The following is a 15,562-nucleotide window of genomic DNA, read 5'->3' as shown; positions in this document are numbered from 1 at the left end:
GTAAGTTCTCATGGAGAACGTAGGCGTGTGTCCTGGCTCACGTCAACGATCGAGATCGATCCGCTACCCGGGAGGTCGCAAGTGCGCACCCAAGTCGGCATCGTCGGGGCCGGCCCGGCGGGTCTGGTGTTGGCCCGGCTGCTGGAACGCTCGGGTATCGACTCGGTCGTCCTGGAGCGGCGCTCCCGATCCTATGTGGAGGGCCGGGTCCGCGCGGGCGTGCTCGAGCACGACACCGCCGACCTGCTCGAAGAGCTCGGCGTCGGTGCCCGGATGCGCCGCGAGGGCATGGTGCACCGCGGCATCGAGCTGCGCTTCGACGGCGCCGGCCACCGCATCGACCTGGAGGGGCTGACCGGAAAGACCATCACCGTGTACGGCCAGCAGGAGGTCGTGAAGGACCTGATCGCCGCCCGCACCGGCACCGGGCCGCTGCACTTCGAGGCCGAGGTCACCGGCGTCGAGGGCACCGTGATCAGGTACCGGCACGACGGCGGGCAACGGCTGCTCGAGTGCGACTTCGTGGCCGGCTGCGACGGCTCGCACGGCGTCGCCCGTGCCGCCGCGCCGCCGGGGGCGCTGACCACGGCGGAGCGCGCGCACCCGTACGCCTGGCTGGGCATCCTGGCCCGGGCCCCCGCCGCCGCCGCCGAGCTGGTCTACGCGTACCACGAACGGGGTTTCGCGCTGCACAGCATGCGGACGCCCGGCATAGTGCGGCTGTATCTGCAGGTGGAGCCGGGCACCGACCTGGCCGACTGGCCCGACGCCCGGATCTGGGACGAGCTGCGAACCCGGCTCGGGCTGCCACTGGAGGAGGGCGAGGTGCTGGAACGGGGGGTGACGCCGATGCGCAGCATCGTGGTCGAGCCGATGCGCCACGACCGGCTCTTCCTGGCTGGCGACGCGGCGCACATCGTCCCGCCCACCGGCGCCAAGGGGCTCAACCTGGCCGTCGCCGACGTCCGGGTGCTGGCCGAGGCGCTGACGGCGCACTACCGCGAGGGCGCAGGCGGGCTGCTCGACGCGTACTCGGACACCTGCCTGAGGCGGGTGTGGCAGGTGCAGCGCTTCTCCAACTGGATGACCACGATGCTGCACCGGCACGCCGGCGACGACCGGTTCGGCCACCGGGTGCAGCTCGCCGAGCTGGCGTACGTGACGGGCTCGACGGCCGCGGCGACGACCCTGGCCGAGAACTACGTCGGGCTGCCGCGTTGACCGCCCGCATCGTCGAGCTGGCCGAGGCGGTGGCCGACCTCGTCCACGACGGCGACACCGTCGCCCTCGAGGGCTTCACCCACCTCATCCCGGTCGCCGCCGGGCGAGAGATCATCCGGCAGGGGCGGCGCCGCCTGACCCTGGTGCGGATGACCCCGGACATCGTCTACGACCAGCTCATCGGCGCCGGCTGCGCGGCCAAGCTGGTCTTCTCCTGGGCCGGCAACCCCGGCGTCGGCTCGCTGCACCGCTTCCGCGACGCCGTGCAGCACTCCTGGCCCGCGCCGCTGGAGATCGAGGAGCACAGCCACGCCGGGATGGCCAACCGGTACGTGGCCGGCGCCTCCGGGCTACCCTTCGCCGTGCTGCGCGGCTACCTCGGCACCGACCTGAGCGAACACACCGCCACCATCGCGCCGATCCGGTGCCCGTTCACCGGCGAGACGCTCACCGCCGTGCCGGCGCTCAACCCGGACGTCGGCATCGTGCACGCGCAGCGCGCCGACCGGCACGGCAACGTGCAGTTCTGGGGCATCACCGGGGTGCACAAGGAGGTCGTGCTCGCCTCCGCCCGTTCCCTGGTCACGGTCGAGGAGGTGGTGGACGAGCTGCCCCCGACGCCGGGTGCGGTCGTGCTGCCCGGCTGGGCGGTCACCCGGGTCTCGGTGGTGCCCGGCGGCGCGCACCCGTCGTACGCGATGGGCTTCAGCGACCGCGACAACGACTACTACCAGGCCTGGGACGCCATCAGCCGGGACCGGGAGGCCTTCCAGGGGTGGCTGGCGGAGGTGATGGCGTGACGTGGAGCGCGGACGAGATGATGACGGTCGCCGCCGCGCGGGCCCTGCGCGGGGACAGCCGCTGCTTCGTCGGGATCGGACTGCCCAGCACCGCGGCGAACCTGGCCCGCCGCACCCACGCGCCGGAGCTAATCCTCGTCTACGAGTCCGGCACCATCGGCGCCAAGCCGGACCGGCTGCCGCTCTCCATCGGCGACGGGGTGCTCGCGGAGACCGCCGACGCCGTCGTCAGCGTGCCGGAGATGTTCAACTACTGGCTGCAGCCGGGGCGGATCGGCGTCGGCTTCCTCGGCGCCGCGCAGATCGACCGGTACGCGAACATCAACACCACGGTCATCGGCGCCGACTACGCCGATCCCCGGGTGCGGCTGCCCGGGGCGGGCGGCGCGCCCGAGATCGCCGCGTCCTGCGGCGAGGTCATCGTGGTGGTGCGGCAGAGCCCGCGCACGTTCGTCGACCGGGTCGACTTCGTCACCTCCGTCGGCCACGGCACCGGCCCGGGCGACCGGGAACGGCTCGGCCTGCGCGGCCGCGGACCGGTCCTGGTCATCACCGACCTGGGTGTGCTCGAGCCGGACCCGGACGACCGGGAGCTGACCCTCACCCGGGTGCATCCGGGCGTCACCGCCGAGCAGGCCGTGGCGGCGACGGGCTGGCCGCTGCGGGTCGCCGCCGCGCTGGGCACCACCGAGCCGCCGAGCGAGGAAGAACTGACCGCGCTGCGCGCGCTGACCGGATCGAAGGTGACGACATGAATCCACACCCCCCGCTGCTCTCCCCCGGCTACCGGTCGACGATCCTGCGGGCGCCGCGGCAGGCGCCGATCCTGCTGCCGCGCTCGCCTGCCGACCTGACCGGCCCGGTACTGGGCGAGGGCCCGGTCGCCGCGGCCGACGCGGACCTGACCGCCGCCCCGGACGGCGAGGCGCAGGGCCAGCGGATCGTGGTGCACGGGCGGGTCCGCGACGCGGACGGCAGGCCGGTGCGCGACACGCTGCTCGAGGTGTGGCAGGCCAACGCGGCCGGGCGCTACCGGCACCGGTGGGACCGGCACGACGCGCCGCTGGACCCGCACTTCACGGGGTTCGGCCGGACCATGACCGACGCCGAGGGCCGGTACCGCTTCGTCACGGTCAAGCCGGGCGCGTACCCGTGGGGGAACCACCCCAACGCGTGGCGGCCCGCGCACATCCACTTCTCGGTCTTCGGGCGGGCGTTCACCCAGCGGCTGGTCACCCAGATGTATTTCCCCGACGACCCGCTCTTCGCCCACGACCCGATCTACAACTCGGTGCCCGGGTTCGCCCGGGACCGGCTCGTCGCGGGCTTCGACCTGTCGGCGACGGTCGAGTCGTGGGCGCTGGGCTTCCGCTTCGACATCGTCCTGTCCGGAGCCGCCGCGACCCCGATGGAGACGCCATGAGCGAGCTTGCGAGCGAATCATCAACTCAGTCGGAAACTCATGTCATCGCCGGAGCGCCAGCGGAGGTGAGGACATGAGCGAGCTTGCGAGCGAATCATCAACTCAGTCGGAAACTCATGTCATCGCCGGAGCGCCAGCGGAGGTGAGGACATGAGCGAGCTCGTCACGCCAGCGCAGACCGTCGGGCCGTACCTGTCGATCGGGCTGTCCTGGGACGAGGGTCCGCTGGTGGTGGCGGACGGCGCGCCCGGCGCCGTGTGGTTGCGCGGCGAGGTCCGCGACGGCGGCGGCGACGTGGTACCGGATGCGCTGGTGGAGACGTGGCAGGCCGGCCCGGACGGCGAGTTCCACGCGGCGGGGTTCCGCGGCTTCGGCCGCTGCCCCACCGACGACGACGGCCGGTACGCGATCCGCACGCTCAAGCCGGGCGCCGTCGGCGGCCGCGCGCCGCACATCGACGTGACCGTCTTCGCCCGCGGGCTGCTGCACCGGCTGGTGACCCGCGTCTACTTCGCCGACGAGCCGGCGGCGAACGAGGCCGACCCGGTCCTCGCGGCCGTACCCGCCGGGCGGCGCGCCACCCTCCTCGCGGAGAGGTCCGGGGACGGCTACCGCTTCGACATCACCCTGCAGGGTCCCGATGAGACCGTCTTCTTCGCCGCCTGACCGCGCCGCCGGGCTCTTCGACGGCGTGCTCGCGGCCGGGGACGTGCGCGCCGCGACCGGCGACGCCGCCTGGGTGCGCGCCCTGCTCGACGCCGAGGCGGCCCTGGCCCGGGCGGCCGCGCGGACCGGGCTCGCCGCCGGTGCCGACGCCGACGCCGTGGTCGCGGCCTGCGCGGGGCTCGTCGTGGACCCGGGCGAGCTGGGCGCCGAGGCCGCAGCCACCGGCAACCCCGTCGTCCCGCTGATCCGGCGGCTGCGGGCGGCCGTGCCGGGCGACGCCGCGCGCCTCGTGCACCGCGGCGCGACCAGCCAGGACATCGTGGACACCGCCGCGATGCTGGTCGCCCGGCGCGCGCTGGAGCCGCTGCTGGCCGACCTGGGTGCCGCGGCCGGGTGCGCGGCCGCGCTGGCCCGGGAGCACCGCGGCACCCTCGTCGCGGGCCGCACGCTGCTGCAGCAGGCGGTGCCGACCACGTTCGGCCTGATCGCCGCGGGCTGGCTCACCGGCCTGGACACCGCCCGCCGCCGGCTCGCCGAGGTCCGCGACCACCGGCTGGCCGCCCAGCTCGGCGGCGCGGCCGGGACCCTCGCCGCCTACGCCCCGGATGACGGGACCGGCGACGCCGGTGTCGCGATGCTGGCCGCCTACAGCGCCGAGCTCGGCCTGGCCGAACCCGAGCTGCCCTGGCACACCGAGCGGACCCGCATCGCCGACCTCGCCACGGCCCTGGGCACCGCCGCGGGCGCGGTCGCCAAGGTCGCCCGCGATCTCGTCCTCTTCGCGCAGACCGAGGTCGGCGAGGTGGCCGAGGCCGGCGACGCGGGCGGCTCCTCGACGCTGCCGCACAAGCACAACCCGATCCGCGCGATAAGCGCGGCCGCCGCGGCGGCACAGGCGCCCGGGCTGGTCGCGACCCTGCTCGCCGCCATGGCACACGAACACCAGCGCGCCGCCGGCGGCTGGCACGCCGAGTGGCTGCCGCTGCGCGCGCTGCTCCGCTCGACCGGCTCCGCCGCCTTCCAGCTGCGTGCGGCGCTGGAGTGTCTGCGGGTCGACGCCGCCCGGATGCGCGGCAACCTCGACCTCACCCACGGGGCGCTGCTGGCCGAGCGGGTCGCCGCCGCGCTGGTGCCGGCGCTGGGCGACCGGGCACACCCGGTGGTCCGCGCGGCGGTCGCCCGCGGCGACCTGGCCGGCGACCCGGCGATCACCGCCCGGCTGGACCCGGCCCGGCTGGCCGCGCTGCTCGCTCCGGACACCTACGTGGGCAGCGCCGGCGCCCTGATCGACCGCGCGCTGCGGGCGGCGGCACGATGAGCGCGGTCGTGGCGGTGCACCACCGCGAGGACGGGCCGAGGGACGCGCTTGCGCTACTGCTGATCAATTCGCTCGGCGCCGACCTGTCCATGTGGGAGCCGCAGCTCCCCGCGCTCGCCGGGCGGTTCCGGGTCATCCGGTACGACGCCCGCGGGCACGGGCGCTCGCCCGTACCCCCGGGTCGCTACGCCCTTGCCGATCTCGGGCGCGACGCGCTCGACCTGCTGGACCGCCTCGGCATCGCGCGGGCACACGTCTGCGGGCTGTCGCTCGGCGCCATGACCGCCATGTGGCTCGCCTCCCACGCGGCGGAGCGCGTCGACCGGCTGGTCCTGTTCTGCACCTCCGCCCGGCTCGGGCCGCCCTCGGCCTGGGCCGAGCGTGCCGCGCTGGTCCGGGCCGAGGGCACCGCCGCGGTCGCCGCCGCCGTCGTCGACCGGTGGGTGACCGCCGGCTACGCGGCCGCACACCCCGAGGTGGTCGGCCGGCTGCGGGACATGGTCGCGGCCACCCCGGCGATCGGGTACGCGGGCGCCTGCGCCGCCGTCGAGCAGATGGACCTGCGCCCCGACCTGCCCGGCATCCGGGCACCCACCCTGGTGGTCGCCGGCGCCGACGATCCGGCGACGCCGCCCGCGCACGGTGCGGCCATCGCCGCGGCCGTGCCCGGCGCCCGACTGGAGGTGCTGGCCGACGCCGCGCACCTGGCCAGCTTCGAGCAGGCCGCTACCGCGAACCGACTGATCCTGGAGGCGTTGGATGGATGATCTTCACGAGGGCGGCATGTCGGTGCGGCGCGAGGTGCTCGGCGACGCGCACGTGCGCCGCGCGGCCGCCGGGACCACGGACTTCACCGCCGCGTTCCAGGACTTCATCACCCGGTACGCCTGGGGCGCGGTCTGGGCCCGCGACGGCCTGGACCGGCGCACCCGCAGCTGCGTCACGCTGGCCCTGCTCACCGCCCTGCACTGCCACGAGGAGCTGGGCATGCACGTGCGCGCCGCCCGCCGCATGGGGCTCACGCCCGACGAGATCGGCGAGGTGCTGATGCACACCGCCGTCTACGCGGGGGTGCCCGCCGCCAACGCCGCGTTCAAGATCGCTCAGGGTGCCCTGGCCGACGACGAAGCCCCAGCGTGACGCTATGGTGCAGGCAATGACTGACCAGGTCCGCGAGCCGCACTACGTGCAGTCGCTGGAGCGCGGGCTCGCCGTCATCCGGGCCTTCGACGCCCACCACGCCGAGCTGACGCTCAGCGAGGTCGCGCGCATCTGCGACCTCACCCGGGCCGCCGCCCGGCGCTTCCTGCTCACCCTCACCGACCTCGGCTATGTGCGCACCGACGGGCGGCTGTTCTCGCTGACGCCGCGCGTGCTCGAGCTCGGCTACTCGTTCCTGTCCAGCCTGTCGCTGCCCGAGGTCGCCCAGCCGCACCTGGAGCGGCTCGTCGCGGAGGTGCACGAGTCGTCGTCGGTGTCGGTGCTCGACGGTGACGACATCGTCTACGTTGCCCGGGTGCCGACCCGGCGGATCATGACGGTGGCGATAAACGTGGGCACGCGGTTCCCGGCGTACGCGACGTCGATGGGCCGGGTGCTGATCGCCAATCTGCCCGGCGACCAGGTCGGCGCGTACCTCGAACGGGTGCGGCTCGAGCGGCTCACCGACCGCACCATCACCTCGGTGAAGGCGCTGCGCGCCGAGCTCGAGCGGATCCGCGGTCAGGGTTACGCGATCGTGGACCAGGAGCTCGAGGAGGGGCTGCGGTCGATGGCGGCGCCGCTGCGCGACCGTTCGGGGTCGGTGACCGGAGCCGTCAACGTGTCCGTGCACGCCAGCCGCACGTCCGTCGCCGCGATGCGTGCCGAGCTGCTGCCACCGCTGCTGGCGGCGGCGGAGCGGATCACCGCCGACCTGCGGGTCACGGCACCGGGGCGTTAGTGCGCCGCTTCTCGGTGTACATCTCCGCGTCCGCGGCCGCGACGAGCCGGGAGAAGTCCTCGCCGGCCCGGCCGATCGCGTAGCCGATGCTGGCGCCGACGCGGTGCACGCCGGTGCCGCCGCAGATCGGCTCGGCGATCGCCGCGCGCAGCCGGTGCGCGGTCGCCGGCAGGACGGCGCTGAGGTCGTCGCCGGCCAGCACCGCGACGAACTCGTCCCCGCCGGTGCGGGCGATCACGGCGGCGCCGCGCAGGTGGTGACGCAGGCGCTGCGCCACGATCCGCAGCACCTCGTCGCCCGCCTCGTGCCCGGCCGCGTCGTTGACCTTCTTGAAGCCGTCCAGGTCGACGACGAGCACCCCGGCCTGCCGCGCGCCGAGGCCCGGCAGCGCGTCGATGCGGGACCGCAGCAGGGCGCGGTTGGCCAGGCCGGTGAGGCTGTCGTGGGTGGCCGCGTACTCCGCCGCGGCCTGGCTGCGCTCGAGCCGCGAGTGCAGGCGGGCGTGCTGGATGGCGATGGCCGCGTGCTCGGCGAAGAACTCCAGGATCTCCTGCTGCTGCGGCCCGGGCCGGCGCCCGCCCCGCGGCAGGTCGACGCTGAGCACGCCCAGCCACTCCCCCGACGGCGCCATCAGCGGCGCGAAGAGGCAGTCCAGCGGGTGCCACATCTCCGGGTCGTCGCTGGGCTCGATGTCGGGCACCCAGACGTAGAGCGATTCCGGCACGCCGAAGCGGTGGTCGACGAAGTAGAGCGAGCCCCAGCGCTCGGCCCGGCGGAACAGCTCACGCCAGTTCTCCGCCGAGCCGCTCATGCCGAGCAGCTCCCTGCGCACGTCGTCGCTGCCCGCGACCGCGACGGTGGTGTAGTCGCCGTTCGGCTCGGCGAGGTTGACGGCCGCGAGGCCGAAGCCGGCCGCCTCGACGACGCCGCAGGCGACCGCGTCGAGGGTCTCGGTCAGGTCGAGGCTGGCGTGCACGCGCTTGGTGACCGCGTGCAGTGCCCGCAGGGCCTGCGACTGCGGATCGGAGGGGGTCAACCGGGCTCCCTTCGCCGCTTTGGTGATCAACCGACCGTAGTGCATGCACCTACAGCTTGTGGAGCCTCAGATCGGGGGTGCGCATGCGAGCTGAGCTCATGCGGGACAACACCGCGGCCCGGCCGGGCGTGTCGCGTGTGGCCGGTCGGGCGGCCGGGCCGGCGGCGGCCGCCCGCCCGGACCTGTCGTGTGTGGCCGGTCGGGCGGCGGGGCCGTCATCGCGCGCGGTGCTCCCGCCGGCCCAGGGCGCGGCCGATGCGGCGGGCCGCCTCGAGCAGGCGGTCCGGCGGCAGCGCGGCGTAGCCGATGACCAGGCCCGGCGGCCCGTCGAGCAGCCGGTGCCAGGACAGCGGGTGCACCCGTACGCCGGTGCGCTCGATCCGCCGCGCGAGCTCCGTGTCGTCGCCGGCCCCCGGCAACGTGATCAGCAGGTGCAGCCCGGCGGCGACGCCCTCCACCCGCGCCGACGGCAGGTGCTCTGCCAGGCCGCGCAGCAGCGCGTCGCGGCGGGCCCGCTGCCGGCGGCGGACCGTGCGCAGGTGCCGCTCGTAGTCGCCGCCGGCGAGGAGGTGCGCGAAGACCAGCTGCGGCAGCGCGGGATTGCCGAGGTCGCTGGCGTGTTTCGCGGTGACCAGTTCGGCGTGCAGGCGGCGGGGCGCGATCAGCCAGCCGAGGCGCATGCCCGGAGCCAGGGACTTGGAGACGCTGCCGGCGTACGCGACGAGCTCGGGACCCGAACCCTGCAGCGCGGCGACCGGGGCGCGGTCGTAGCGGTGCTCGGCGTCGTAGTCGTCCTCGATGATCAGGCCGGATCCGTCCTGCAGGGCGGGCCGGTCCAGCAGCGCGCGGCGGCGGGCCGGGCTGAGCACCACGCCGGTCGGGAACTGGTGCGCCGGGGTGAGCAGCACGGTCTGCAGGCCGGCGGCGTCGAGGTCGTCCACGCGTATCCCCTGGTCGTCGACCGGGATCGGCACGGTTTGCAGCCCCCAGTGCGCGAGTTCCTCGCGGGTGCCGCGCGACCCGGGGTCCTCGACCGCGACCGCGGAGACGCCCCTCGCCCGCAGCGACTGCGACAGCAGCGCCAGGGCCTGCGCCACCCCGCCGGTGACGATGAGGTCGTCGGCGGACGCCCGCACCCCGCGGGTGCGGGCGAGCCAGCCGGCGAGTTCCCCGCGCAGCCGGGGACTGCCGCGCGGGTCGCCGTAGCCGAGGTCGGCGTTGCTCGCGCCCGCGAGCACGATCCGCTCGGCACGCAGCCAGGCGGCGCGGGGGAAGGCCGACAGGTCCGGCACGCCCGGGGAGAGGTCCAGCTCGACCCCGGCCGAGGGCGGCAGCGGCAGCCACATGCCCGAGGTGTCCCGGGGGCGGCTCTCCTTCGGGGCGGGCGCGCTCGCGGGCGCGATCACGACGGTGCCGGCGCCGGCCCGCCCGCTGAGCAGCCCCTCGTCGGTGAGCCGCTGGTAGGCCTCGACGACGACGCCGCGGGAGAGGCCGAGCTCGGCGGCGAGCACGCGGGTGGCGGGCAGCCGTGCCCCGGCCGGGAGGCTGCCGCCGGCGATCGCGGCCCGCAGCACGTCCACCAGCCAGGTGGTGACGCCGGTGGCCGGCGCGGCGCCGGCATAAAGCTCCAGGAAGTCGACTTGGTCCACCTCCCCGCCCCTGGATTGGTTCTTCTGGAGGGACCATAACGCCCCGGAGCATGGTCTGCGTGTCCCGATTACTTCCCGTGGCCGCCGGCTCCGCCGGCATGGCCTGCGTCGGCGGCAGCGTCGCCGTCTCCGGCGTCCTCGCCGACGCGCCCCTGTTCACCACCCAGGCGGCGCGATACGCCGTCGCCTGCCTGCTGCTGATCGCCTTCGCCCGGCTCAGCCGGTCCCGGCTCGTGCGGCCCCGCGGCGCCGAATGGCTGTGGCTGACCGGCATCGCCGCGACCGGGCTGGTCGTCTTCAACCTGGCGCTGGTGCAGGGCGCGAAGCACGCCGAGCCGGCCGTCCTCGGCGTGGCGGTCGCCTGCGTGCCGCTGCTGCTGGCGGCGGCCGGACCGGTGAGTGCGGGCCACGGCCCGCGCGGGCCGGTACTGGCCGGCGCGCTCGTGGTGACCGTCGGCGCGGCGCTGGTGCAGGGCCTGGGCCGCACGGACGGGGCCGGAGTGGCGTGGGCGGCGGTGGCGTTCGGGTGCGAGGCCGCGTTCACGCTGCTCGCCGTGCCGGTCCTGGGACGGCACGGCCCGGTCGGGGTGTCCGTGCACACGACCTGGCTGGCGGTGGCGATGCTGGCGGTGCTCGGTCCGCTGCACGAGGGGCCGGCCGCGATGACCCGGCTGACCCGGACGGACCTGCTGGCCGGCGCCTATCTCGCGGTCGCGGTGACGGCGGTGGCGTTCGTGCTCTGGTACGCGTGTGTCTCCCGGATCGGCGCGGGCCGCGCGGGCCTGCTGACCGGGATCGCCCCGATCGCGGCGGCGCTGGCCGGGGTCGCGCTGGGCGGCCCCGCGCCGCGGCCGCCGGTCTGGGCGGGCATCGCGGTGGTGTCGGCGGGGCTGGTGATCGGCCTGCGCACCCGCCCGGCCCCGGCGGCACCGCTCAGGAGAGCAGCGTCGGGATCCGCTCGAACAGCTGCGTCGTGTACGTCACCATCTCATGCAACATCCAGTTACCCGACAACAGAATCGCCGCACCGACACCCACCGCCTTCGGCACGAACGACAGCGTCGCCTCCTGAATCTGCGTCACCGACTGGAACAACGAGATCGCAAAACCGATAAGCAACGCGGTCACCAACACCGGCGCACACATCTTCGCCGCAACCGTCATCGCCTGCAGGCCGAGCTCAACGATCATCGTGTCGGTCATACCAACCCCTTCGGGTCCCCACCACCACCCCGGAGTGCACAACGGGCGCGCCACGGTTGCCGTTCGGTTCGGCCAGGCGAAAACCTCAGGTCAGCGGAACGCCGCGGCCGCGGACCGCCGGGCGAGCGACTCCAGCTCGGGCGAGAGCCCGGCGGCGTACCGGGCCAGGGCGTGCTCCTGCGACAGCGTCACGTCGCTGACCCGCGGGTTGTCGGTGTTGAGGGTGACCGGCACCGCCGGCGACCAGCAGGTCCCGCGGACGCTCCGCCGAGGCGAGCGGGTGGCCGTCCCGGGCCGCCACGTCCAGGAACGTGCTGGACCGGATCGCACCCTCCAGGTGCCGGTGCAGGTCGATCAGCGGATGCGCCGCCATGTCGGCTCCTTCCCGGCGAACTTGGGTGCAAAACGGTGGCTTCCTCCAGTGTCGCCTCTCACGGATGGATCTTGTCAGGCCGCCCGTGTCCAGGGCGATGAGGGTACGTGGCCGTCCGCTGCCGGCCGTTCCCAGACCCTCTACCGGAAACGGATCATGCACTCCACTGTCGTTCTCGGCTGGCTCGGCGCCGCCCTGTCCATGACCCTCCCCTGGCCCCAGGTGTGGCGCTCGGTCGCCAAGGGACGCACGAACGGCCTCTGCGCCGTCGCCTGCTGGCAGGGCGCGGCGATGCCGGTCGGCTGGGTCACCTACGGGCTGCTGACCGGCGAGACCGTCCAGGTGGTCACGAACACGGTGACCGGCCTCGCCGGACTGTCGATCCTGGTGATGTTGCTGGTCAAGCAGGGCGAGCTGCGTACCGGGCGCAAGCTGCTGACCGGCGCGGCGGGTGCGGCCGGCGTGCTCGCCGCCGCGGCCGGCAGCGCGGCGTTCGCCGCGGCGGCGGACTTCGACACCGCGCGGGTCTCGACGTTCCTCGGCGCGGTCCTCGCGGTCGCCGCGACGCTCTCGGCGGTGCCGCAGCCGCTGTCGCTGCTGCGCGACCGCACCCAGGATCTGGCGGGCCTGTCGCCGCTGCGCTGGCGGCTCACGGCCGCCGCGTGCGCCAGCTGGTGCGCGTACGGCCTGACGACCGGCCAGACCGCGGTCTGGCTGTCCTCGTCCGTCGGCCTGACCGCCGCGCTGATCGTGTGCTGGATCCTGATGACCGCCGGCCGCACCCCGGCCCCGCGCCCGGCCGCCGCGCGTGGCGTCGCCCCGGTGATCCGGCCGGCGTACGTGGCCGCCCGCGCCACCGCCCGTGTACCCCGGCCGCTCCCGGCCGGTCACCGCATCGCCCATCCGGCCGCCGCGTTCGTGGGCTACGCCCGGCCCGTGCCGCTGCGGTACGGCGTTCTCGTGCCGGCCTGAGGACCGCGGTCCGGCCTCCCCGGCCGACCCGGCCCTGCGACAACCAGGTGGCAACCGCCCATTCGCTCAGGCCGGGACCCGCTGCGCCGATTCTGGCGACTAACGGCCGAGGAGACGGGAGTTCGACTATGCGCGGTTGGCTTCCGGCCGGTGGCGGCCTGCGCGACGAGGACTGGGCGCGTCGCCATCGGCTGCTGACGCTCCTGCTCGCGGTGGTCGTGATCGCCCTGACCGCCTTCGGCTACGCGGTGAACGGGCTCGACTCGGCCTGGCTGCTGACCGTCTCCCTGATCCTGCCGTGCGTGGTGGGTGCGGTGCTGCTGCGCCCCCGCCGGCTGCCCTCGATCTTCGTCGCCACCGGCCTGACCGTGGCGTGCGCCGGCTTCGTCGCCATGTCCGGCGGGCTGACCGAGTCGCACTTCTCCTTCTTCATCGCCATCGCCGCGCTGTCGCTGTACCGCGACTGGACGCCCTTCTGCGTGTTCCTGGTCGGCACCACCCTGCACCACGCCGTCTTCGGCGCCCTGATCAGCGACCGGACCTACGACCACCACAGCGCGATGGCGCACCCGTGGGTCTGGGCGCTGCTGCACGGCGTCGCCGTGCTGGCGGCGGCGGCGTTCCAGGTGGTGGCGTGGCGGCTGACCGAGGCCGAGGAGCGGCGGGCGCAGGACAGCCTCGCCGCGAGCCAGGCCCAGCTGAGCGTGGCCTTCGACGAGACCCCGGTGCCGATGGCGATGGTCGCGCCCGACGGTCGGCTGCTGCGCGTCAACACGGCGTTCCGGAACTGGCTCGGCCTGCCCGAGCGGCTTCCGCCGGGCTACGCCCTCGGCGACCTTCCGGTCACGCCGGAGGGCCACGAGCGCGGCGCGCTCATGCGGGAGCTGATGAGCGCACCCGGTGCCACCACAATGGTCACCCAGGCGTACCGGCGCCACGACGACGGCTCGCTGATCTGGGTCGAGACCCACAGCAACGGCCTGCGCGACCGCACGGGCCGGGTGCAGTCGGTCTTCGTGCACTGCCTCGACGTCACCCGGCAGCAGGAGCACGAGGCCGCGCTGCGCCGCCAGGTGCGACAGGACTCGCTCACCGGGCTGCTGTCGCGGTCGGCGTTCGAGGTCGACCTGGTCGAGGTCCTCGGCGCGAGCGACGGCCCGGTGTCCGTGCTCTACCTCGACGTCGACCGGTTCAAGGCGATCAACGACGGGTCCGGCCACTCCACCGGCGACAACGTGCTGCGAGCGCTCGCCGAGCGGCTGGAGCTGACCGTGCCGCGCGGATCAGTGATCGCCCGGCTGGGCGGCGACGAGTTCGTGGTCGCGCACCCCGGAAGCCTGGAGACCGGCCTCGACATCGGCCGGGCGGTGCTGGCGTCGCTGGCCGAGCCGCTGCAGGTGGCGGCCGGGAGGCTGCAGCTCGCGGTGAGCATCGGCCTCGCCGTGGCACACCGCCCGGAGCAGGCCGAGCAGGCCGTGCTGGCCGCCGACACCGCCATGTACGCGGCCAAGCGCGCCGGCGGCAACCGCCTGGAGATCTTCAACGACGAGATGCGGGTGGCGGTCCAGCAGCGCATCACCGCGGAGTCGCGGCTGCGCCAGGCGCTGGACGGCGACCGCATGGCGACGCTGCCGGTCTGGTTCCAGCCCATCGTCTCCCCCGCCACCGGCCTCATCGTCGGCGCCGAGGCCCTGGTCCGGATGTGGACCACCGGGGGCGAGCTGCTCGCGCCGGGCCACTTCATCGCGACCGCCGAGGAGACCGGGCTCGTGGTGCCGCTCGGCGAGCACGTGCTCGCGTCGGCGCTGCGCCACCTCTACCGGTGGCGGCACGACCTCGGCTACGTGTCGGTCAACGTCAGCCCGCGCCAGCTGTCCGAGCCGGATTTCGTACCGATGCTCGCCCGGCTGCTGGCCGCGAGCGGCCTGGACGACCCGTCCCGGCTGGTCCTGGAGATCACCGAGACCGCGCTGCTGTCGAACTCCGTCGACCTGCGGGACCGGCTGCACGCCATCAAGACGCTGGGCGTACGCATCGCCCTGGACGACTTCGGCACCGGGTACAGCTCGCTGACCTGGCTGCAGTCCGTGCCCGCGGACATCGTCAAGCTGGACCGCTCCTTCGTCGCCGGCCTGGCGCACGACACGCGCAAGGCATCGATCATCTCCGCCGTGCTCTGGCTGGCCCGCTCGCTGAACATGTCGGTGGTCGCCGAGGGCGTCGAGGACCTGGCGGACTGGGAGTCGCTGCGGGCCGCCGACTGCCCGGCCATCCAGGGGTACTTCTTCAGCCGGCCGCTGGCCGCCGACGACTTCCACGACCTGCTCACCTCGACCCGCCGGGTCAGCGTCGAGGCGGCCTGACCAGGAGCGCCCGCATGGCGTCGTTCTCCGCCGTCTGCTCGTTGACGATGTGGGCCGCCAGGTTGTGGATGTAGCGGTTCCCGCCGTTCTCGAGCACCGAGCGGGCCATGGTGATCGCGCCGGTGTGGTGCGCGATCATCTGCCGCAGGAACAGTTCCGCCGCCCTCGCGGGCGCCGCGGACTCGACCTGGCGCACCTGGGTCTCGGTCAGCATGCCGTGCGCGGCGGCGTCGTCGCCGTGCATCCGCCGCAGGAGCGGGTCCGCCGGGTCGGCGGCCGGGTGCCCCCACGCGACCAGCCAGGCGCCGATCTCGTCGATCTCGCGCTGCTGGTCGTGTGCGATGAAGCCGGCGATGCGGTGGACGCGCTCGGGCACGCCGGGCTTCGCGAGCAGGATCCGGCTCAGCCGGACCGCCTGCGCGTGGTGCACGACCATCATCCGGGCGAACAGCACGTCGACACCGCGCGGTGCCGGCGCGGTCGCGGCGACCGGGACGGCGGCGGCACGGGGTTCCCCGGTGCCGCAGCCCGCCGCGGCCGCCAGGACGACGACCAGGGTCAGGGCCGATCCGGGTACGGACACGGTCCTCCTCGGG

Annotated in this window: 16 protein-coding genes and 1 pseudogene; 12 read left to right on the top strand and 5 right to left on the bottom strand. The window is 74.6% G+C overall.

Going from position 1 to position 15,562, the window contains the following annotated elements; genetic code table 11:
• Window positions 1-81: 81 nt before the first annotated feature.
• The 9 genes from AB0B58_RS01295 (at window position 82) to AB0B58_RS01255 (ending at window position 7,370) form a co-directional block, all read left to right on the top strand.
• Window positions 82-1,221 (top strand): 4-hydroxybenzoate 3-monooxygenase, encoded by a 1,140-nt coding sequence (locus AB0B58_RS01295; RefSeq protein WP_360215496.1) that lies wholly within the window; start codon window positions 82-84, stop codon window positions 1,219-1,221.
• Entirely contained in the window at window positions 1,218-2,021 is an 804-nt protein-coding gene (locus AB0B58_RS01290) for a CoA-transferase (protein WP_360215493.1), read from the top strand. Before AB0B58_RS01295 ends, AB0B58_RS01290 begins: the two co-directional genes overlap by 4 nt.
• A complete protein-coding gene (locus tag AB0B58_RS01285; RefSeq protein WP_360215490.1) occupies window positions 2,018-2,776 on the top strand; it encodes a CoA-transferase in 759 nt (252 codons plus the stop codon). The genes AB0B58_RS01290 and AB0B58_RS01285 overlap by 4 nt, the downstream gene beginning before the upstream one ends.
• The gene (gene pcaH, locus AB0B58_RS01280; RefSeq protein WP_360215487.1) at window positions 2,773-3,444 is read left to right on the top strand and encodes a protocatechuate 3,4-dioxygenase subunit beta; all 672 of its coding nucleotides are present in this window, start codon (window positions 2,773-2,775) and stop codon (window positions 3,442-3,444) included. Before AB0B58_RS01285 ends, pcaH begins: the two co-directional genes overlap by 4 nt.
• 150 nt (window positions 3,445-3,594) lie before the next feature.
• The gene (gene pcaG, locus AB0B58_RS01275; protein ID WP_360215484.1) at window positions 3,595-4,110 is read left to right on the top strand and encodes a protocatechuate 3,4-dioxygenase subunit alpha; all 516 of its coding nucleotides are present in this window, start codon (window positions 3,595-3,597) and stop codon (window positions 4,108-4,110) included.
• Window positions 4,085-5,428: a 3-carboxy-cis,cis-muconate cycloisomerase gene (gene pcaB / locus AB0B58_RS01270; protein ID WP_360215481.1), complete on the top strand. Its 1,344-nt coding sequence runs from the start codon at window positions 4,085-4,087 to the stop codon at window positions 5,426-5,428. The genes pcaG and pcaB overlap by 26 nt, the downstream gene beginning before the upstream one ends.
• Entirely contained in the window at window positions 5,425-6,195 is a 771-nt protein-coding gene (pcaD, locus tag AB0B58_RS01265; RefSeq protein WP_360215478.1) for a 3-oxoadipate enol-lactonase, read from the top strand. The genes pcaB and pcaD overlap by 4 nt, the downstream gene beginning before the upstream one ends.
• Window positions 6,188-6,568 (top strand): 4-carboxymuconolactone decarboxylase, encoded by a 381-nt coding sequence (pcaC, locus tag AB0B58_RS01260; RefSeq protein WP_360215475.1) that lies wholly within the window; start codon window positions 6,188-6,190, stop codon window positions 6,566-6,568. The genes pcaD and pcaC overlap by 8 nt, the downstream gene beginning before the upstream one ends.
• Before the next feature lie 16 nt (window positions 6,569-6,584).
• Entirely contained in the window at window positions 6,585-7,370 is a 786-nt protein-coding gene (locus AB0B58_RS01255) for an IclR family transcriptional regulator C-terminal domain-containing protein (protein WP_360215472.1), read from the top strand.
• Here the strand turns inward: AB0B58_RS01255 and AB0B58_RS01250 are convergent.
• Together AB0B58_RS01250 and AB0B58_RS01245 are read right to left on the bottom strand one after the other, a co-directional pair.
• Window positions 7,351-8,406 carry a diguanylate cyclase domain-containing protein gene (locus AB0B58_RS01250; protein WP_360215468.1) on the bottom strand — a complete coding sequence of 352 codons (1,056 nt, stop codon included), beginning with the start codon at window positions 8,404-8,406 and terminating at the stop codon, window positions 7,351-7,353. The two genes, AB0B58_RS01255 and AB0B58_RS01250, sit on opposite strands and share 20 nt — an antisense overlap.
• 215 nt (window positions 8,407-8,621) lie before the next feature.
• Window positions 8,622-10,055, bottom strand: coding sequence for a PLP-dependent aminotransferase family protein (locus AB0B58_RS01245; protein ID WP_360215465.1), 1,434 nt, complete (start codon window positions 10,053-10,055; stop codon window positions 8,622-8,624).
• A 50-nt stretch (window positions 10,056-10,105) separates the two neighbouring features.
• On the opposite strand from AB0B58_RS01245, the pseudogene AB0B58_RS01240 reads away from it, so the two are divergent.
• Window positions 10,106-10,942 (top strand): annotated as a pseudogene (locus tag AB0B58_RS01240) (DMT family transporter); the annotation flags it as partial.
• Window positions 10,943-10,988: 46 nt separating this feature from the next.
• Here AB0B58_RS01240 and AB0B58_RS01235 read toward each other — a convergent pair.
• On the bottom strand, window positions 10,989-11,201 hold the full coding sequence (locus AB0B58_RS01235; protein ID WP_360216215.1) for a flagellar biosynthetic protein FliQ: 213 nt from the start codon (window positions 11,199-11,201) through the stop codon (window positions 10,989-10,991).
• A 147-nt stretch (window positions 11,202-11,348) separates the two neighbouring features.
• On the bottom strand, window positions 11,349-11,492 hold the full coding sequence (locus tag AB0B58_RS01230; RefSeq protein WP_360215462.1) for a hypothetical protein: 144 nt from the start codon (window positions 11,490-11,492) through the stop codon (window positions 11,349-11,351).
• A gap of 295 nt (window positions 11,493-11,787) precedes the next feature.
• On the opposite strand from AB0B58_RS01230, the gene AB0B58_RS01225 reads away from it, so the two are divergent.
• Together AB0B58_RS01225 and AB0B58_RS01220 are read left to right on the top strand one after the other, a co-directional pair.
• Window positions 11,788-12,603: a SemiSWEET transporter gene (locus AB0B58_RS01225; RefSeq protein ID WP_360215459.1), complete on the top strand. Its 816-nt coding sequence runs from the start codon at window positions 11,788-11,790 to the stop codon at window positions 12,601-12,603.
• 128 nt (window positions 12,604-12,731) lie between these two features.
• A complete protein-coding gene (locus tag AB0B58_RS01220; RefSeq protein WP_360215456.1) occupies window positions 12,732-14,966 on the top strand; it encodes an EAL domain-containing protein in 2,235 nt (744 codons plus the stop codon).
• On the opposite strand, the gene AB0B58_RS01215 is transcribed toward AB0B58_RS01220, so the two are convergent.
• Window positions 14,947-15,549, bottom strand: a complete 603-nt coding sequence (locus AB0B58_RS01215) for a DUF305 domain-containing protein (RefSeq protein ID WP_360215453.1) — start codon at window positions 15,547-15,549, stop codon at window positions 14,947-14,949. The genes AB0B58_RS01220 and AB0B58_RS01215 overlap by 20 nt on opposite strands.
• Between the last annotated feature and the right edge of the window lie 13 nt (window positions 15,550-15,562).

This window comes from Actinoplanes sp. NPDC049118 (assembly GCF_040648555.1).
GTDB lineage: Bacteria > Actinomycetota > Actinomycetes > Mycobacteriales > Micromonosporaceae > Actinoplanes.
This window is presented reverse-complemented; position numbering and strand designations above follow the sequence as displayed.